Below are 16,943 nucleotides of genomic sequence, written 5' to 3' on the forward strand. Positions count from 1 at the left end.
AAAAGGCACCGAGTTTCGGTGCCTTTAAGATAAAGAAAATAATGTTTGTTTAGTCAATATACAAACCAGTGTAATCCAAAGGATTAACACCGGGGAGATTAGAATTGTATTTTGCGTTGATGGCCTCTATAAAGGCATTGGCCACAATGGCGTAACCTCTTGGTGCCGGATGAACACCATCCAAGGAAAACCCACCCCCTGTTGCAAATGTTGCATCCACAATGCTTCCATCGGCCTGTTGGAATCCATTTTCTTTTAACTCGTTCAACAATGCATTGGCATCCACAAGGGCAAGGTCGTAGGCTGCGGCCAAACCTGCAATGGTTTGGTTGTATGATTCAAGTGCTGTTTCCACAAGATCTTGCTCATCGGTCGTCAATACCCATTTATCTGCCAAAGGAACGGCAACTCCATTGATTGATGTTGGGTTGTTCGGGTCTGCAAGTGTGCCGATATGTGTTCTTGCGGTAAGCACCAAAAGGTCTTCTTCAGTGGCTTGCCTCATATTGGTCAGTGCAGGATTGTATGCTGTTAAATCCGTTAAGTCTTCATCAATGATTACTACTGCATTTCCTTCACCAGGAGCAAAAGAGATGGTTCTTTCTGCCAACTCATCCTCAGTTATAATATTTAATTGTTGCAATTGGGCCAAGCCGGCATTATAGGCGCCATAGGCTTCTGCACTGTTCAAAAAGGCAGCTGTGGCCTCATCCAAGGGAATAGGGTTGTGAGGTACGGTGGTAAAGTAAGGTATGTCTGTTACATTGGGCAAATTGGCAATGGCACCATCAGCACCATTTGCTGTCATTGCTTGCAACATAGCATCAAGTGCGCCTGCAAAAACATTAGGGTCTGTAATATCGTTTCTGGAATAGGTACTTGGGTCAAGGTTGCCAGTTTGGTCAATTCCTGTACCCCCTCCTGTGGCATACAATAAAATATCGTTGGAGCCTGTCCAAAGTGTGAAAAATGTTGCGCCCTGTGCTGCGGCATCCCCGATTACCGTTGCCGATTCTGAAGATGAGAACCGCGCAAAGTATGGATTTGCTGTTCCATTGGCCACGCCTGTTACGCTGCCGTATCCTGGGGCCAACAGTTCGTAACTTTTGGCGCCGGGAACCCCCATGTTGTTGTATGTGCCAGGCAATTTAACGGCTACATCAGTAGAGCCTTGTCCTTCAACGGGAACGGGGCTCGGACTTTCGCCCAAAAAGGATAGAATCAATCTATTGCCTGCTATTGGTGTGCCCCCAAGTGTCATTCCACCTAAATTATCCGCCATAAAAGGGATTTCAAAACTCCCGCCTCCCGCTAAGGCAAAGTTGGCTGCCAGCATATTGGGGAAAGACGCTTTTTGTCCATCCTCAAACAAAGCATTGTCCGAGAAACCGGCGGTCAATGAGTTTCCCACGGCTACGTAATTGGAGAAATCTGCAGTTCCTGAAGTATATTCCACGGGTTCTGGACCCGGTGTTTCGTTTATAGGGGTGTCATCTTCGCATGCAATCAAGAATAAGCCTAGAAATGGGAGTAGGGCATAAAACTTTTTCATATCAAATAATCTGTAATAGTTAGTTTATGTTAATTGTAATGGTAAGACCAGAACTAACCAAATCTATATCAAATTTGTCATACAGGCAATTAAATGGGTGAAAAAATTATGCATGCATAATAAAAAGGGATGGATTTTAAGAATTCAGAAACTTGAAACTCTTTTCGTAAAACTGTTTTGGGTTTTCTGCATGCAGCCAATGTCCAGCCTTATCAATGGTTTCAATTTGGGCATTGGGGAAGTGTCTTTTGATTTCGGCAAAGTCGTTGGGTTGGATGTACTCCGAACGGTCGCCGCGCAAAAACAGGGTTGGACCGTCATAAATGGCATTGGGGGTTATGTTTTCGCCAATTTCCTCCATACGTTCTTTAAGCACATCAAAATTGAAACGGAACCCTAGTTTTTCCTTTTCGACCCAATGCAGGTTTTTGAGCAAAAACAGTCGAATGCCTTTTTCCTTAATATATTTTGATAGCTCATCATCCGCTTCCCTACGATCGGATATTGTATCAAAATCCAAATGGGAGAGCCCGTTGAAAATAAAATCGTGATGTGGAGGATAATATTTTGGGGCAATATCGGCAACAATTAATTTAGTCACCCTTTCTGGATGCGAAGTGGCCAGTTGCATGGCGGTTTTGCCACCCATGGAATGGCCCATCAGGTATGCGGATTCCAAATTGTGATGATCCATGTAGTTGATGACATCATCACTCAATAGATCGTAATTGAACGCTTCGGAATGAAAACTTTTTCCGTGGTTCCGTTGATCTATCAAATGGACTTCGAGGCCATTTTCGGAATATTGGGAACCAAGTGTCTTCCAATTGTCGGACATGCCCAAGAATCCATGTAAAATGATGAAAGGTTGTCCTTTGCCCAATATTTTCGAATGCAGTATCTCCATTATTTTAATCGGTGTAAGTACATGTTCACTACATTTTCGAGCCCCAAATATATGGACTCGCAGATTAAAGCGTGCCCAATGGAAACCTCCAAAAGGTGTGGGATGTGTTCCTTGAAAAATTTGATATTGTCCAAACTAAGATCGTGCCCTGCGTTGAGACCAAGGCCAACCTGTTGGGCCATTTCGGCAGCTTTTACAAAGTGAGCGACGCTTTTTTCCTTATTACCTTTGGTAAATTCGTGGGCAAAACTTTCTGTGTAGAGTTCCACTCGGTCGGTACCGGTTTCCGCAGCTGCTTTTACCATGGCTGCATCGGGATCCACAAAAATGGAGGTCCGGATACCGTTCTCTTTAAAAGTCTTGATCACGTCTACCAAAAAATCTTTGTGCTTTATGGTGTCCCAGCCAGCGTTGGAGGTGATCGCATCTTCGGCATCGGGTACCAAGGTAACCTGTGTGGGCTTTACTTCGAGGACTAAATCAATAAACTTTGGAATAGGGTTGCCCTCGATATTAAATTCCGTGGTCACCACCTTTTTTAAATCCCGGGCATCTTGGTAGCGAATGTGGCGTTCATCGGGTCGCGGATGTATGGTGATGCCCTGGGCGCCAAAAGATTCGATGTCTTTGGTGGAAGTGATCAGGTTGGGCACGTTGCCTCCTCTGGAATTTCGTAATGTAGCCAGTTTATTTATATTGACACTCAACTTTGTCATGTGCTTCTTTTTTAGATTGTCAAAAATAAGAATTCGGCATGCCTTTTGCCATTTTAAATTAGTATTTTGCACCTAATAGAAGTGTTATGAACATTCAAGATAAAATAATCAATACAGTTCCCGTTTTTGAAGTGTCGGAAACTTTGAAGGATGTAATCAAGTTTTTCGAAGAGACTACATTTTCCCATGTTGGGGTTACCGAAAATGGTACATATTTGGGATTGCTCTCGGAGAACGACCTTGCTTGTTTTGAACCTAAAAAGAAGATTGATGACTTTCGGTTGGAAATGGAGAGCTTTTTTGTGACCAAGGAAACCGCTTGGTTGGATGTGCTGGAAATGTTCTCGAGAAACGAGGCCAATGTATTGCCCGTTTTGGATGCAGACCGTTTGATTATTGGGTATTACGATCTTGAAGATGTGGTGGATATGTTTATCGACACGCCTTTTTTTAGGGAACCAGGTGCCATTTTGGTGGTGTCCATTGGAATCAAGGATTATTCTTTCAGTGAGATAGCCCAAATCGTGGAGGGCAACAATGCCCGATTGTTGGGAGCCTTTATTACAGCGTCCGAGAACGATATTATAGAGATTACCTTAAAAGTTGGCACACAAAGTTTAAACGAAGTGGCGCAGACTTTTAGAAGATATAACTACACCATTGTCTACGGGAACAGCGACGACCAGTTCTTGGAAGATTTGAAGCAGCGTTCCGATTATCTAGAAAAATATCTTAACGTTTAAGTATGAAGGTAGCCATATACGGTCAGTCTTTTCAAAAAGAGGACCAGCTTTGCGTAATGGAGCTTTTGGACGAATTGAAGAAGTTGGATGCCTCTATCTATGTTGAAGAGAACTTTAATAAACTGGTGGCCACTATTACCAAAGAACAAGTAAAGGGAACATTTACCCAATCCGTAGGATTGGACTCCTCCTTTGATATGTTCGTGAGCTTTGGCGGCGACGGCACCATGTTGCGGGCCGTTACCTATATAAAGGATTACGGAATTCCCATTGTTGGGGTCAACACGGGTCGATTGGGTTTTTTGTCCACCTTTAAAAAAGAAAATGTACGCAAGCTCGTCACCGAATTTGAAGCCGGCCACTATACCATTGAGGAACGAACCTTGGTGGAAGTGGAACTCAACTCTGATTTGGGCGAGTTCCATGGGATCAATTTTGCCCTTAACGAAATTACGGTAAGCCGAAAGGATACCACCTCCATGATCACCGTGGAAACCTGGCTTGATGATGAGTATTTGACCTCTTATTGGTCCGATGGACTGATTGTTTCCACCCCAACGGGTTCAACGGGTTATTCGTTGAGCTGTGGCGGTCCGGTTATTGCACCCTCGGCGGAATCCTTGGTGCTGACGCCCATTGCACCGCACAACCTTAATGCGAGACCCCTGGTGATTTCCGATAAAACACAGATTAGATTGAAGGTTTCAGGTCGGGAACAGACCCATTTGGTATCCTTGGATTCGCGCATTGCCGATATTCCCAATGGAAAGGAAATCCGAATCAAAAAAGCGGACTTTACCATCAAAATGATCGAGTATAAATCCGAAAGCTTTTTGAAAACATTGCGCAATAAATTACTTTGGGGAGAAGATAGGCGGAATTGATAAAATCAAAAGCAATAAAAGGGGCGAAAAACTGTTTAACAAGGGAATGCAACCTTAAATATAAATCTATTGACCTTCCTTTACTCTTAATTCTTGAAACTTTTTGGATAGTATGCGGATAGTTTTGGCAGTTTTTCTATGCTGTGTGATCAAGGTGAGTGCACAAACTTACGAGATAGGGGTGTTTGCCGGTGGCGCCAATATGATAGGTGATGTGGGAAGAACCAATTACATATTGCCCTCGGGCCCTGCCTTCGGCGGAATATTTAAATGGAACAAGGGAAAACGCTATGCGTGGAGGGCCAGCGTACTTTATGGGGAGGTTACCGCTGACGATACCAAATCGCATATGCAGTCCAGGCAACAAAGGGGGTATGTGGTGGATAATTCCATTTTGGAGCTCTCCGCAGGACTGGAAATTAACTTTGTGGAATATAATCTTCATAAGCTCGGACCCGCCTTCACGCCTTACTTATACACGGGTGTAACCTACTTTAGATACGATTTTAATTATATTGATGCCCTTCAGATGCAGGATATTAACCAAAAAGAAGGTAGTTTTGCAATTCCAATGACGGTTGGGGCTAAGTATCGTTTAAATCAATTCTTGATTCTTGGTGCCGAGATTGGGGCCAGATATACTTTTACGGACAATTTGGACGCAAGTAACCCAGAAGGTTCCAATTTTGAGCAATTCCGATTCGGGAACATATTGAGCGACGACTGGTACGTTTTTTCAGGTATAACGTTAACCTATACCTTTGGACGTAAACCCTGCCAGGATTGTTTTCAATAAAATGCACACACTAGAGGACGTAGATAAAGAAAAACTACCGCAGCACGTGGCCATTATCATGGATGGCAATGGCAGATGGGCCAAGCAGCGTGGTAAAATACGTATGTTCGGACATGAAAACGGAGTGGAATCGGTAAACCAAACCGTTGAGAGCTGTGCAAAGCTCCAGATACCATTTTTAACGCTTTATGCCTTTTCCACCGAAAATTGGAACCGCCCCAAAACCGAAATAGATACCTTGATGAAGCTTTTGGTCAATGCCCTAAAAAGGGAGCTAAAGACCTTGAAAAAGCATAATATTAGGTTAAGGGCCATTGGAAAAATTGAAACATTGCCCCCAAAAGTCCATAAAGAACTGGCCGAGGTAATGTCCAAAACCGAAAATAATTCGGGAATGACCCTAACGCTGGCATTGAGCTATGGCTCTCGTGAAGAGATAAAAACTGCGGTTCAGCAGATTGCGGTCAAAGTTAAAAATAACATAATTTCCCCCGAAAATATTGATGAAACAGTTATAAATACACATCTTTACGCGCACTTTTTGCCTGATGTAGACCTGCTTATCCGCACAAGTGGCGAATGCAGGATAAGTAATTTTTTACTTTGGCAGATAGCATACGCCGAATTATATTTTATTGATGTATTTTGGCCCGACTTTAGAGAAAACCATTTGGTAGAGGCCATATTAAGTTACCAAAATAGAGAACGACGATTTGGAAAAACGAGCGAACAACTTAACTAAGGGTATCACAAATTTCATCCTTTCAACCCTTATTATCCCATTATTTTTATTTTCAGCCCACGGTATTGCCCAGGAGACCGACTTCGAAGAGGGCAAACAATACATTTTGGGAGGTTTAACCGTAACGGGTTTACAAAGCTACAACGAACAAACGGTTAAGAGTTATACCGGTTTACGTGTTGGGCAACCCATTAAGGTACCTGGCGATGAAATAAGCGCAGTGATCAAAAAGTTGTGGAGCCTGGATTTGTTCAGCAATGTGGAAATGTTCTACACCAAAATCGAAGACGACAAGATATTTTTGGAACTTAGCATTACCGAACGGCCTACTTTGAACAACGTTACGGTCTATGGTGTTAAAAAAAGAAAGGTGGAAGATATCATCGACGATACCGACCTTAAGAAAGGGAAAAAAATCACCGAAAGCTTAATTGCCAATACCAAGAATTACCTTCAGAACAAGTATAAAAAGCAAGGTTTTTTAAACGCCAAGGTAAGCATTGCCACAACTGCCGATACCACAGGGACCAATGTGCAGAACATGGTCATCAATGTGAACAAGGGCGATAAGGTAAAGATAAAGGACATCAACTTTGTTGGTAACGAAAAGCTGTCCAACAAAAAGCTGAGGAAATCGCTTAAAAACACCAAGAAGAAAAAGTTTTATCGGTTTTGGAAAAAGTCCAAATACATTGAAGCGGACTATGAGGAGGATCTTGACAACTTGATCGACACATACGCCGAAAGAGGGTATAGGGATGCAAGGGTACTCTCTGATACTTTTGTGAAACTGGATGAGAAAAACATTGAGTTGACCATTAAAGTGGAAGAAGGCGATAAGTACTATTTTGGTGATATTGACTTCGTGGGGAACTCGGTGTACACCGATAGAATGTTGAGCCAAGTATTGGGTATCAAAAAAGGGGACACCTATAATGGAGTACTGCTCAAGGAGCGCGTTGCGGACGATTCCGACCCAGATGCACAGGATTTGACCAACCTCTACCAAAACAATGGGTATTTGTTCTCAAGCATTAACCCGGTCGAGGTTTCCGCTGTAAACGATACCATCGATTTTGAAATACGGATCATAGAGGGAAAAGAGACCTTTTTGGACCACGTTACCGTTTCAGGTAACGATAAGACCAACGACCACGTAATCTACAGGGAGATTCGTACAAGGCCAGGGCAAAAATATAGTAAATCCAATATTGTAAGGACCATTAGGGAATTGGGCCAGCTCGGATTTTTTGATGCCGAACAAATTGTTCCGGATATTATAAATCCAGATCCCAATGCAGGTACTGTTGATGTAAATTATAGCCTGGTGGAATCAGGTTCCAGCCAAATTGAGCTTCAAGGTGGTTTTGGTGGTGGTGGTTTCATTGGTACCTTAGGGCTTTCCTTTAGTAACTTCTCTTTAAAGAATATTTTTAACAAGGAAGCCTATAAACCCGTTCCCATGGGAGATGGGCAAACATTTGCTTTGCGTTTGCAGGCCAGTAGGACTTTTAGGGTGTACAGTTTAAATTTCTCCGAGCCGTGGTTGGGGGGCAAAAAACCCGTGAGGTTTAATTTGTCTGTTTCCAGAACACAACAGTTTAGAACACAATACAACCAAAATGGAAGGTTCGATGTAGATAAATCTAGAGGTTTCGCTATTACTGGTGTTTCTGCCGGTTTGGCCAAAAGAGTACAGTGGCCGGACGATTTCTTTACCATTTCACACTCGTTGAGCTATCAATTGTACGATTTTAACGATTACAATAGTGGACTCTTCAATTTTGGTAATGGCAGCTCCAACTCCTTAAGTTACACCTTTGGCATTTCCAGAAGTTCCCAAGGGCCCAGTAGAATTTTCCCCACTTCGGGTTCCAACTTTGAGTTGACGGCCAAGTTCACTCCTCCATATTCCCTGTTCAGTGGAAAGGATTTTGGAGCGTTAAAAGAGGATATTGACAATGTAAACGTAAGGCTTCGTGAAATTGGGGAGCCATCAACAACAGAAGAGCAGCTTGAGTTTAACCAACTTCGTGAGGAATTGGAGCGAATGGAAGAGGAAAGATTCAAATTGTTAGAGTACTATAAGATAAAATTCAAAGGGGATTGGTATCAAGCCATAGTCGGTAAGCTTACTTTACGAACCAATGCCGAATTTGGATTTTTGGGAGCCTATAACCACGATATTGGAAATGTTCCCTTTGAACGTTTTTATGTGGGAGGAGATGGTTTAGGAAACTTTACTTTGGATGGTAGGGACGTGGTGCAGTTACGTGGTTACGAAAACCAATCGCTTACACCGTACAGTACCAATGCCATTACCAATAGGTTGGAACAGGATGGGGGAACCATTTACAATAAATTCTCATTGGAATTGCGTTACCCATTGACCTTAAAACCTTCAGCATCTATTTATGCCCTTTCATTTTTAGAGGCTGGTAACGCCTTCAACAATTTTAATGAGTATAATCCGTTTGAGTTAAAAAGATCTGCCGGAGTGGGGCTACGTATATTTATGCCGGCATTCGGACTCTTGGGGATTGATTTTGGTTACGGCTTCGATACCGATGCCCGTCCAGGATCAGTTGGGCCAAGTGGTTGGCAAACGCACTTCATCATCGGGCAGCAGTTTTAATCAATGGAAAATCGTGTATTGCTAATTTGTAAATGATTCATTATAAATTAATTAGTGATTTTGGCACGATATTTTCTATGTAATATGCGGAATCAAAGATGAATACCAAAGTTCTTTTGTCATTAGTTGTTTTGATGTCTTCCCTTTATGGGTTCTCCCAGAGGGGAGTTCGAATAGGGTACGTGGATATGGAATATATCCTCGAAAATGTGGAAGAGTATAGGGATGCTACCGAACAGCTAAACGCCAAAGCCCGAAAATGGAAACAGGAAATTGAGCTGAAGCAAAGCGTTATTGATCAAATGAAAAAAGATTTGATGGCGGAAAAAGTGCTTTTGACCGATGAACTGATCCTAGAGCGGGAAGAGGAAATCCAAATTCTTGAAAAGGAAATGTTGGACTACCAACAAGACCGTTTTGGACCGCAAGGGGATTTGGTATTGCAAAAACAACTTTTAATACAGCCGATTCAAGATCAGGTTTTCAACGAAGTTCAAAAAATCGGCGCCAATAAAAGATACGATTTTATTTTTGATAAATCCGCAGATGTTGTAATGTTGTACTCCGAAAAAAGACACGATATCAGTGACTTGGTTTTAAGGGAGATAGGGCGCACCAGGAAAATCAGTGCATCCAACAAAAAACAAGAGCAGCAAAGCCGCTTGGAGCAGTTCCAGGAAGAGGAAGACCAGATCAGTGATGCCCTAAAGGAAAGACAAGAGCAAGCCGCCGAGGCCCAAAACGAAAGAGAGAAGGCAGCAGAGGAAAGAAGGGCCGAAAAATTGAAGGAACGCGAAGAGCGAAAGAAAGCATACGAAGCACGAAGAAAAAAATTATTGGAAGAGCGTGAAGCCCAGCGGAAAGCCAAATTGGAAGAGCGAAAAAAAGCGCAAGAACAACAACAGGATTCAATAGGATAATTTATATTGAAACACTAAATTTAAAGTCAAAAAAGTAACGTTGAGAATCATGAGAAATGTAAAAAGGATTGCTGTAGCCCTAGTATTGTTTGTTACGGCTACAGGTTTTGTAAATGCACAGAGCAAGGTTGCACACATCAATGTACAGCAACTATTGTCTGAAATGCCGGAGATGAAGGCTGCACAAGCTGAATTGAAGAAATTACAAGAAACCTACAGAGCGGACATTCAAAGCTCCATGACAGAGCTTCAAAACAAGTATACCCAGTACCAGAACGAAGCCACTTCCAAAACAAGGGAAGAAAACGAGCAAAGGGCGGTAGAGCTTCAAGGGTTCGAAAAAAACATTCAAGAAGCTGAGCAAGCGGCCATGCAAGAAATGCAGAAAAAGCAACAAGAATTGTTTGCTCCAATTTCTGAAAAGGCAAAAGCGGCTATCGAAAAAGTGGCAGCGGCCAAAGGGTATGATTACGTAATCGATGCCAGCCCAGGTTTGAGCTTGATCGTAGCCAAAGGTCCAGACCTTTTGCAGGAAGTAAAACAAGAATTGGGTTTCTAAACCGTGATTTTACAATATTTAAAAAACCGCTTTTATTAAAAGCGGTTTTTTTATGCGATAATAATTTTAGGGACTATTTTTAGGTATGGCAAAACCAATAGGAATATTTGACTCAGGAGTGGGAGGTACATCCATTTGGAAAGAGGTGGCGAAGATGCTTCCCAACGAAAAAACCATTTACTTGGCCGATAGCGCCAATGCTCCCTATGGTGAAAAGTCAAAAGAAGAGATTCTAAGGCTCAGCATCAAGAACACCGAGTATTTACTGGGCCAAGGCTGTAAAATTGTTCTGGTGGCCTGTAATACCGCCACAACAAACGCCATAGATTATCTTCGTTCCCACTACAATGTTCCCTTTATTGGAATAGAGCCCGCGATAAAACCTGCGGCCCTTCATACCAAAACCAAAAAAGTGGGGGTTTTGGCCACCAAGGGAACGCTCTCCAGTAGTTTGTTCCATAATACCTCCAAACTCTTCGCCGAAGGAATTACCGTGCTGGAACAAGAGGGCAAAGGACTTGTGGAGCTCATTGAAGCAGGTAAAATTCAATCCGAAGAGATAAGAACCCTCCTGCAGGGCTTTTTGCAGCCCATGCTCGATCAAAACATAGATTGTTTGGTGCTTGGTTGCACCCATTACCCGTATTTGATGCCCGTACTTAAGGATATATTGCCGGAACACATCAATATTATAGATTCGGGCGAGGCAGTGGCTCGTCAAACCAAAGCTGTTTTGGAGCGCAATAAGCTGCTTTCCGGTGTGGCTGAACCAGAACATGTCTTTTACACCAATGCCGATGTTGACATTCTAAAAGATTTGATTGATCGGCCGACTGCCCAAGTTTCCTATCTGGATTTTTAAAACCTATTTTCTGGTGTAAGTGATATAGGTGAAATCATATTTGTGCCTATCATCCTGTGGATGATATTCCTCGTTTATCAATTCCCATTGGTCCCCATCAATTTCGGGAAAAAAAGCATCGGCCTCAAAAGTGCCGTGTACCCGTGTGAGCTCTATGTCCGTGGCAATGGCCATGGATTGTTTGTAAATTTTACCACCACCAATAATAAAAGCCGTTTCATTGTCACCCACCAAACCAATGGCCTCACCAATGGAATGCACAATGGTGCAGGGGAACTTGGGTGTATAATCTTCATCCCGGGTAATGGCAATGTGCGTTCGGTTGGGCAAAGGTTTGGGAAAGCTCTCCAAGGTCTTTCTGCCCATGATTATTTTGTGCCCGGAGGTCATACTTTTAAAACGCTTAAAATCGTCCGGTAAGTGCCAAACCAGGTCGTTGTCCTTGCCCAGGGCATTGTTTTCGGCCGCCGCCGCAATAATGATCAATCGCTTCATTGATCTTTTTTTTTATTGATTTTGGATAGCGGAAAGTCCGTTTCTATTTCTTTCTGGATTTCGCCAATGCGCTTTTTTTGAAGATTGACCAATCGTTCCCGTTGTTGGCGTTCCCAATTTTGGCCCATAAACTTGTAGGTTACAAAAACATTGAAGGTGTGCAAGGTGAGTAGAAAAGACCATGCGCAAACAATCCAAATGGACCAATCGTAAGGCCCACCGTATTTGAGGATCTTATTGGCTAGAATCATAAAAATACTGCCGATCAAAAAAATAACACAGTGGATGAACAACCTTTTCTTTTGTTTGATGCGTTTATGGGCATACTCCAAAAGTTCGTGTTGCTCCAAATCTATTTCAGACTTCTTCTTTTTACCAAATGACAACATGGAATGGCTATCTTTATCAACAAAGATAACTGAATTGTATCCAAAAATCCCGTCATGCAAAACTTAAGAAAAAAATTCCCTGTTCTTAACCAATGTGTTTATGCCAATACCGCCTCCGCAGGCCTGTTGAGCGAAGATTTGATGGAATGGCGCCAAGGGCACGACCTCGATTACCTGATCGGTGGCAGCGAAATGAAAATGCAGGGCTTTGCCCACATGCCCGAAATCAAGAAAACAGTCGGAAAGTTTTTTAAGTGCAAGCCCGAAAATGTGGCCTTGGTCCCCAATTTTAGTTTGGGGTTCAATATGTTATTGGAAGGGTTGCCCAAGGATAAAAAAGCATTGCTCGTAAATAAAGACTACCCAAGCGTTAATTGGCCCTTCGAGACCCGAAATTTTAAGCGGGATTATGTGGATGCGGACGAGTACATGGAGGAAAACATATATGCCAAGGTCCAAAAGGGCGATGTGGATATTCTGGCGCTCAGTTTGGTACAATGGGTGGATGGCGTTCGTATTGATTTTGATTTTCTGAAAGATCTAAAAAAAGAGTTTCCCAACCTGATGATTTTGGCCGACGGCACCCAATATTGTGGAACAGAACCTTTTGATTTTAAAGATTCCGGGGTCGATATCTTGGGAACCAGTGCCTATAAATGGATGTTGGCCGGTTATGGCAATGGCTTTTTCCTAGTGAAAGACGAAGTGATGGATCAGTTTGAGCTTCGTGGAATAGGAAACGGTTCCGTGGATAACGATGCATCCAAACGCAACAGCATAACCTTCTGTAAATTTTTGGAGCCAGGCCATTTGGATTCACTCAATTTCGGAAGTTTGGAATTCGCCGTTAAATTTTTGGACGAAATTGGTCAGGAAGATGTGCAGGTACAATTGCAAAAACTGTCCAAAAAGGCCATGTCCGTCTTTTCCGATCTTGATCTTTTGGAACCGGCCATCACCAAAAGAAAGCAGCACAGTACCATTTTCAACATTAAGGGGGATGAAAAACGCTTCAATAGATTAAAGGAAGAAAACATAGTGGCATCGGCGAGGGGAGGAGGTATCCGTTTAAGCTTTCATTTTTACAATACTGAAGAAGAAATCGAGGCCATTGCAAAAATATTGCGGTCCTCAATGATCTGAATCATTTTTCAGGAAATATCAGTGCTTATTTTTGTAAAAGTAACCCTATTGTTAGGGGCATTTTATCAATTTGATAAATCGTACGTAACTTATTGTAAGTAAGCGGTTTTATCTGTTGCTTTGTCCTTAATTTAAATTAGTGATACCATGGCGATCAAGAAACAATACCTAAAGAGCAAGCCTGTTTGCAAGGTAACTTTTTCAGTTCCTGCGGAAGAGGCAAAAACAGTTGCGGTAGTTGGGGATTTCAACAAGTGGAACCCCCAAAAAAGCAGCTTAAAGAAATTAAAGAACGGAACCTTTAAAGGTACGTTTGAGCTACCTGTGGAGAATAGCTACGAATTCAGATATTTGATCGATGGCAATTACGCCAACGACTCCGAGGCCGATCGTTTTCAGTGGAACGACTACGCTGGAACCGAAAATGCTGTTTTGGAAGTATAAAACATTGGGTGCACCATCGGTTAGCCCCAAAACTGATGGTGATTTTCCCTCAACTTACCCGTCAAACTTTGTGGGTTGCATTCGTTGGTTAAAGAAATTTCAGTGCTTGAACGAAGTCGAAACCAAAGAAAATAGTATAGGGAACTGGAATATCTAACCCAACAAAACCGATTCTCGATACCTGCCTTTGCCGGCAGAAAGATAAAACTCCTACGGAATTTCGAATTGACCGTTTTTGGAATTCGATGTTACTCTGTAATCAATCCTCTACCAAAGAAATACTGAGTCGGCCATATTATTCTGTAGTATCATTGGTATCGATTTGATAGGTATAATAACCGCTGCTTAAGGTTGATTCACCAACATAGTCTATAGGTTGAATCGTGTATGTTTCTTCAGCTATTTCCAGTTCAACAAAGGCATGACCATAGGCTTTTGTGACCACTTTGTATTTCGAAATCTCTCCAGAATCTAGGTTGTCATAGTCCAAAGGCCCAGTCTAAGTGTTCACGGTTATATTTTGATAATGGTAGGCACTGACATTGGATTGTCGAATGTATACCTCGGCATCACTATCTTCTGAAGAACATCCAATAACCAGCACGGACAATATGGAAAATAGCTTTTTCATAGCATAACCGTTTTTTTATAAGACTGTCACGTGGTACATGGGTTGCTTATAATTGCATGTATAGGACTTCTCTTATTGCCCAACTATTTTGTTTAAATATTTTAACCCTTCGTAAATTGCTGGAAGTGGAACAGAACGATGGTCCTCTTTTTCAAAATAGTCCTGCTTTATCTTTAGTTTTTCACCCCAACGCTCCTGCAAAAACGCTATGAAGCTATCATGTCGCTTTTTGTTTCGCTCATAATTGGCTTTTCCTTGGTTTGCGGTCGCTAAATACAATTTTTTGCCGATAGAGGTCTGTGTTGTTGTCCTTACTTTTTCAAGCATAACAGTTTGGTCCCACCAAATGCTGGGGTCTATGGCTAAATAGGTGTCAAACAGCTTGTTTTCGTCCAAATAGGCGTTAATGGTCAACAAACCTCCAAGGGAATGGCCGATTAAGGTTCGGTGTGAAGTTGTTCGGTATTTGTCATCCAAGAACGGAATCAATTCTTTTTCAATAAAATTGAGGAAATTTTTGCCTCCGCCCATCGTGTTTGGCCGTTTGGTCTTTAGTTTGGTAACTGTAAAATCCCTTTCGCGGTCTACATTTTCTATAGCAACCACAATAGTTTCTGGCATCAAATAGTTTCGATTGGTACGTGAACCCATAAAACCTACAATGGCGGAAGTGGTTTTAAAGTGAACAAACCCATCCAATAAAATAATTATCGGATAAGTTGAATTGGCTTTGGATGGGTCTTGATAAGAATCGGGTAAACTTACTAAGAGTTTGCGATCTTCATTGAGGATCTGTGAATGTATCGATAAAGTGTTGCCAAGTTCAATAGTGTTTCCGTCTTGACCAAATAAGAGTTGGGTTGGACCGAGAAGAACACAAAAAAGGTAGGCGAAGAAATATTTCATTGTTGCTACATCAATTAAAGGACGAAATGTCATCGCCATGGCTGTGCTGACTCAAATCCAGTATCTTTTAAATTACTTCGCCCAATAATCCACAACGGTTACATCAGCAATATGTGGGCCTGCAATATCGCCAAACGCTACATGGTCGGGGTGGGTGAGATAGGTGTCTCGGTCCGCTTCGCTATCAAAAGTTAAAAAGAAACAGTGCGTAAGTCCTTTGTTTAAATTCTCTGGGCTGTTGTTGGTGCCCCATTCGTATCCTTTTATTTCCGAAATTTTTGAAGGTAGGGCATTGAATGCCTCTTCCACTTGTCTAACATCCTCCTCGGACGAAGTCTCTTTAAATTTGAACAATACTACGTGGCGTAATTGCGGTGCTGCTGCTTTTTCGGTTTCTTTCACAGTTTCTTCTTCCTGTTTTTCGGTGGTTTCTTTTTTGGGTTGCTCGCCGCAACTGGCAAATAACAATGCGGCAAATAGGGTGATAGCGGTGGTTTTCATGTGAATGATTTTAGAAATTAATTTATAGCTTGCCATAGTGAGGTGTCTGTTAACTGGATTACATGTTACAAATTTATGATATTGATATTTTAGAACCTGTGCTTTATACTGAAATATTAAAGATGCCACGGTCATAATTTATTATGACGCTTCACCTGTTCTGGATGTTTACTTTTGAGTCATGACCCAAAATGGCAGAAATTTTTTGGAATTGTTTAAAGATGCCTATGCTTCTCCTGCTGAACTGGCTGAAGTTTTGGACTTAGGTATGGTCATGCTGTTTTATTTGGAGGAGGACACCTTTTCCCGAAGGGAAATTCAAGATGTGGCAGCGGCGTTGCAGGAGGTAAGTGGGGTTTTGAAAAGTAGTGATTGGTACGAGCCATGAGGCTCGCGCTAGCTAGGGGTTATTGTTTAATGTCTGCTTTTAAAGAGTCAGGGTTTTGTCTGGTGTCAAAAACGGTAACAATTTCAATTTCATTTGTTTTCGATAGGATGCGATAGAAAAATGTAGATTGTTTTGTGACTACACATTTGTAAAGTCCCTTCAATTCGGTTGATTGTGGGCAGCTTTCAGGTTGTGACTAGATTTGGGAAATCTTTTGATCGAGTTTTTGAAAGAATCTATCTCTTGCTTTGACTCCCCACTTTTCAATAAGATAATCATTTAGTTTTAAAAGTTTTGATTCAGCAAGCTCGGATAAAAATACTTCCATCAAGAGATTTTCTTTACAAAGGAATTGTATGAAACTCTTTTTCCTTCATCGAGTTCCGCTAACCCTTTTTTTATCTCTTGTTGTTGTTCTGTGGACAGTTCATTCCAAAAATCCCCTTGCTCTTTTCGGAGCATATTGGTCATTTTTTCGATAATACTTTCATTATCAATTTTCAATATAGCCTGAATCAATTCTAACTTAGAAGCTTTTAAATCCATAACATTATGGTTTATCTCAAAGATACAATTTTAATCGGTTCCCTATTGTTGTTGCGGGCCTGCCTTTGTCGGCAGGCAGGCGTCACGTCGTTCCATTTACTTAACATATTGATTACTTGTGCCCGGTACGAGCCAAGAGGCTCGCGCTAGCGTGGTTTTGTTTTTTGGGCTCTTCGCCACAGCT

The 16,943-nt window shown here is 42.0% G+C and carries 21 protein-coding genes; 11 read left to right on the top strand and 10 right to left on the bottom strand.

The genetic code is table 11. The features are described 5' to 3' along the window. Nucleotides 1-49: 49 nt before the first annotated feature. The 3 genes from AC13CC_RS04935 to AC13CC_RS04945 form a co-directional block, all read right to left on the bottom strand. On the bottom strand, nucleotides 50-1,552 hold the full coding sequence (locus AC13CC_RS04935) for a G-D-S-L family lipolytic protein (RefSeq protein WP_326279843.1): 1,503 nt from the start codon (nucleotides 1,550-1,552) through the stop codon (nucleotides 50-52). Between the two features lie 136 nt (nucleotides 1,553-1,688). Then, the gene (locus AC13CC_RS04940) at nucleotides 1,689-2,459 is read right to left on the bottom strand and encodes an alpha/beta fold hydrolase (RefSeq protein WP_326279845.1); all 771 of its coding nucleotides are present in this window, start codon (nucleotides 2,457-2,459) and stop codon (nucleotides 1,689-1,691) included. Continuing rightward, nucleotides 2,459-3,175 carry a pyridoxine 5'-phosphate synthase gene (locus AC13CC_RS04945; RefSeq protein ID WP_326279846.1) on the bottom strand — a complete coding sequence of 239 codons (717 nt, stop codon included), beginning with the start codon at nucleotides 3,173-3,175 and terminating at the stop codon, nucleotides 2,459-2,461. The genes AC13CC_RS04940 and AC13CC_RS04945 overlap by 1 nt, the downstream gene beginning before the upstream one ends. An 86-nt stretch (nucleotides 3,176-3,261) precedes the next feature. Here AC13CC_RS04945 and AC13CC_RS04950 point away from each other — a divergent pair, with 86 nt between their 5' ends. The 8 genes from AC13CC_RS04950 (at nucleotide 3,262) to murI (ending at nucleotide 11,316) form a co-directional block, all read left to right on the top strand. Continuing rightward, the gene (locus AC13CC_RS04950; RefSeq protein ID WP_482876580.1) at nucleotides 3,262-3,918 is read left to right on the top strand and encodes a CBS domain-containing protein; all 657 of its coding nucleotides are present in this window, start codon (nucleotides 3,262-3,264) and stop codon (nucleotides 3,916-3,918) included. A 2-nt stretch (nucleotides 3,919-3,920) separates the two neighbouring features. Then, on the top strand, nucleotides 3,921-4,802 hold the full coding sequence (locus AC13CC_RS04955; protein ID WP_326279850.1) for an NAD kinase: 882 nt from the start codon (nucleotides 3,921-3,923) through the stop codon (nucleotides 4,800-4,802). 112 nt (nucleotides 4,803-4,914) lie between these two features. Next, the gene (gene porG / locus AC13CC_RS04960; RefSeq protein ID WP_326279851.1) at nucleotides 4,915-5,598 is read left to right on the top strand and encodes a type IX secretion system protein PorG; all 684 of its coding nucleotides are present in this window, start codon (nucleotides 4,915-4,917) and stop codon (nucleotides 5,596-5,598) included. 1 nt (nucleotide 5,599) lies between these two features. Further along, nucleotides 5,600-6,340 (top strand): isoprenyl transferase, encoded by a 741-nt coding sequence (locus AC13CC_RS04965; RefSeq protein WP_326279853.1) that lies wholly within the window; start codon nucleotides 5,600-5,602, stop codon nucleotides 6,338-6,340. Next, complete coding sequence (gene bamA / locus AC13CC_RS04970) at nucleotides 6,312-8,975, top strand: outer membrane protein assembly factor BamA (RefSeq protein WP_482876581.1); 2,664 nt, start codon at nucleotides 6,312-6,314, stop codon at nucleotides 8,973-8,975. Before AC13CC_RS04965 ends, bamA begins: the two co-directional genes overlap by 29 nt. Nucleotides 8,976-9,073: 98 nt before the next feature. Beyond that, a complete protein-coding gene (locus tag AC13CC_RS04975) occupies nucleotides 9,074-9,895 on the top strand; it encodes an OmpH/Skp family outer membrane protein (RefSeq protein ID WP_482876582.1) in 822 nt (273 codons plus the stop codon). A 49-nt stretch (nucleotides 9,896-9,944) separates the two neighbouring features. After that, entirely contained in the window at nucleotides 9,945-10,454 is a 510-nt protein-coding gene (locus AC13CC_RS04980; RefSeq protein ID WP_482876583.1) for an OmpH/Skp family outer membrane protein, read from the top strand. An 85-nt stretch (nucleotides 10,455-10,539) separates the two neighbouring features. Then, nucleotides 10,540-11,316: a glutamate racemase gene (murI, locus tag AC13CC_RS04985; RefSeq protein WP_482876584.1), complete on the top strand. Its 777-nt coding sequence runs from the start codon at nucleotides 10,540-10,542 to the stop codon at nucleotides 11,314-11,316. A gap of 3 nt (nucleotides 11,317-11,319) precedes the next feature. On the opposite strand, the gene AC13CC_RS04990 is transcribed toward murI, so the two are convergent. After that, complete coding sequence (locus AC13CC_RS04990) at nucleotides 11,320-11,811, bottom strand: dihydrofolate reductase (protein ID WP_482876585.1); 492 nt, start codon at nucleotides 11,809-11,811, stop codon at nucleotides 11,320-11,322. Beyond that, nucleotides 11,808-12,200 carry a 2TM domain-containing protein gene (locus AC13CC_RS04995; protein ID WP_482876586.1) on the bottom strand — a complete coding sequence of 131 codons (393 nt, stop codon included), beginning with the start codon at nucleotides 12,198-12,200 and terminating at the stop codon, nucleotides 11,808-11,810. Before AC13CC_RS04995 ends, AC13CC_RS04990 begins: the two co-directional genes overlap by 4 nt. Before the next feature lie 54 nt (nucleotides 12,201-12,254). Between AC13CC_RS04995 and AC13CC_RS05000 the strand changes: the two genes are divergently transcribed. Both AC13CC_RS05000 and AC13CC_RS05005 read left to right on the top strand, forming a co-directional pair. Beyond that, nucleotides 12,255-13,343: an aminotransferase class V-fold PLP-dependent enzyme gene (locus AC13CC_RS05000; RefSeq protein WP_482876587.1), complete on the top strand. Its 1,089-nt coding sequence runs from the start codon at nucleotides 12,255-12,257 to the stop codon at nucleotides 13,341-13,343. A 147-nt stretch (nucleotides 13,344-13,490) separates the two neighbouring features. Then, nucleotides 13,491-13,787, top strand: a complete 297-nt coding sequence (locus AC13CC_RS05005; protein WP_326279868.1) for an isoamylase early set domain-containing protein — start codon at nucleotides 13,491-13,493, stop codon at nucleotides 13,785-13,787. A 295-nt stretch (nucleotides 13,788-14,082) separates the two neighbouring features. Here the strand turns inward: AC13CC_RS05005 and AC13CC_RS05010 are convergent, their stop codons facing one another. From AC13CC_RS05010 to AC13CC_RS05025, 4 genes are all read right to left on the bottom strand, one after another. After that, the gene (locus AC13CC_RS05010; RefSeq protein WP_482876588.1) at nucleotides 14,083-14,277 is read right to left on the bottom strand and encodes a hypothetical protein; all 195 of its coding nucleotides are present in this window, start codon (nucleotides 14,275-14,277) and stop codon (nucleotides 14,083-14,085) included. A 9-nt stretch (nucleotides 14,278-14,286) separates the two neighbouring features. Beyond that, on the bottom strand, nucleotides 14,287-14,418 hold the full coding sequence (locus tag AC13CC_RS05015) for a hypothetical protein (protein ID WP_482876589.1): 132 nt from the start codon (nucleotides 14,416-14,418) through the stop codon (nucleotides 14,287-14,289). 72 nt (nucleotides 14,419-14,490) lie between these two features. After that, nucleotides 14,491-15,324 (bottom strand): alpha/beta hydrolase, encoded by an 834-nt coding sequence (locus tag AC13CC_RS05020; RefSeq protein WP_482876590.1) that lies wholly within the window; start codon nucleotides 15,322-15,324, stop codon nucleotides 14,491-14,493. 72 nt (nucleotides 15,325-15,396) lie between these two features. Next, nucleotides 15,397-15,825, bottom strand: a complete 429-nt coding sequence (locus AC13CC_RS05025) for a Dabb family protein (RefSeq protein WP_326279873.1) — start codon at nucleotides 15,823-15,825, stop codon at nucleotides 15,397-15,399. A 205-nt stretch (nucleotides 15,826-16,030) separates the two neighbouring features. Between AC13CC_RS05025 and AC13CC_RS05030 the strand changes: the two genes are divergently transcribed. Then, nucleotides 16,031-16,213, top strand: coding sequence for a hypothetical protein (locus AC13CC_RS05030; protein WP_482876591.1), 183 nt, complete (start codon nucleotides 16,031-16,033; stop codon nucleotides 16,211-16,213). Nucleotides 16,214-16,540: 327 nt separating this feature from the next. Here the strand turns inward: AC13CC_RS05030 and AC13CC_RS05035 are convergent, their stop codons facing one another. Continuing rightward, on the bottom strand, nucleotides 16,541-16,759 hold the full coding sequence (locus AC13CC_RS05035) for a hypothetical protein (protein ID WP_326279878.1): 219 nt from the start codon (nucleotides 16,757-16,759) through the stop codon (nucleotides 16,541-16,543). Nucleotides 16,760-16,943: the final 184 nt, after the last annotated feature.

It is taken from the genome of Flagellimonas sp. L-11, from assembly GCF_056857735.1.

Excerpts from the sequence above, each read along its gene's own strand:
- AC13CC_RS04935 (WP_326279843.1), bottom strand. The coding sequence starts at position 1,552 with ATGAAAAAGTTTTATGCCCTACTCCCATTTCTAGGCTTATTCTTGATT.
- AC13CC_RS04940 (WP_326279845.1), bottom strand. The coding sequence starts at position 2,459 with ATGGAGATACTGCATTCGAAAATATTGGGCAAAGGACAACCTTTCATC.
- AC13CC_RS04945 (WP_326279846.1), bottom strand. The coding sequence starts at position 3,175 with ATGACAAAGTTGAGTGTCAATATAAATAAACTGGCTACATTACGAAAT.
- AC13CC_RS04950 (WP_482876580.1), top strand. The coding sequence starts at position 3,262 with ATGAACATTCAAGATAAAATAATCAATACAGTTCCCGTTTTTGAAGTG.
- AC13CC_RS04955 (WP_326279850.1), top strand. The coding sequence starts at position 3,921 with ATGAAGGTAGCCATATACGGTCAGTCTTTTCAAAAAGAGGACCAGCTT.
- porG (WP_326279851.1), top strand. The coding sequence starts at position 4,915 with ATGCGGATAGTTTTGGCAGTTTTTCTATGCTGTGTGATCAAGGTGAGT.
- AC13CC_RS04965 (WP_326279853.1), top strand. The coding sequence starts at position 5,600 with ATGCACACACTAGAGGACGTAGATAAAGAAAAACTACCGCAGCACGTG.
- AC13CC_RS04975 (WP_482876582.1), top strand. The coding sequence starts at position 9,074 with ATGAATACCAAAGTTCTTTTGTCATTAGTTGTTTTGATGTCTTCCCTT.
- AC13CC_RS04980 (WP_482876583.1), top strand. The coding sequence starts at position 9,945 with ATGAGAAATGTAAAAAGGATTGCTGTAGCCCTAGTATTGTTTGTTACG.
- murI (WP_482876584.1), top strand. The coding sequence starts at position 10,540 with ATGGCAAAACCAATAGGAATATTTGACTCAGGAGTGGGAGGTACATCC.
- AC13CC_RS04990 (WP_482876585.1), bottom strand. The coding sequence starts at position 11,811 with ATGAAGCGATTGATCATTATTGCGGCGGCGGCCGAAAACAATGCCCTG.
- AC13CC_RS04995 (WP_482876586.1), bottom strand. The coding sequence starts at position 12,200 with ATGTTGTCATTTGGTAAAAAGAAGAAGTCTGAAATAGATTTGGAGCAA.
- AC13CC_RS05000 (WP_482876587.1), top strand. The coding sequence starts at position 12,255 with ATGCAAAACTTAAGAAAAAAATTCCCTGTTCTTAACCAATGTGTTTAT.
- AC13CC_RS05005 (WP_326279868.1), top strand. The coding sequence starts at position 13,491 with ATGGCGATCAAGAAACAATACCTAAAGAGCAAGCCTGTTTGCAAGGTA.
- AC13CC_RS05015 (WP_482876589.1), bottom strand. The coding sequence starts at position 14,418 with ATGAAAAAGCTATTTTCCATATTGTCCGTGCTGGTTATTGGATGTTCT.
- AC13CC_RS05020 (WP_482876590.1), bottom strand. The coding sequence starts at position 15,324 with ATGAAATATTTCTTCGCCTACCTTTTTTGTGTTCTTCTCGGTCCAACC.
- AC13CC_RS05025 (WP_326279873.1), bottom strand. The coding sequence starts at position 15,825 with ATGAAAACCACCGCTATCACCCTATTTGCCGCATTGTTATTTGCCAGT.
- AC13CC_RS05035 (WP_326279878.1), bottom strand. The coding sequence starts at position 16,759 with ATGGATTTAAAAGCTTCTAAGTTAGAATTGATTCAGGCTATATTGAAA.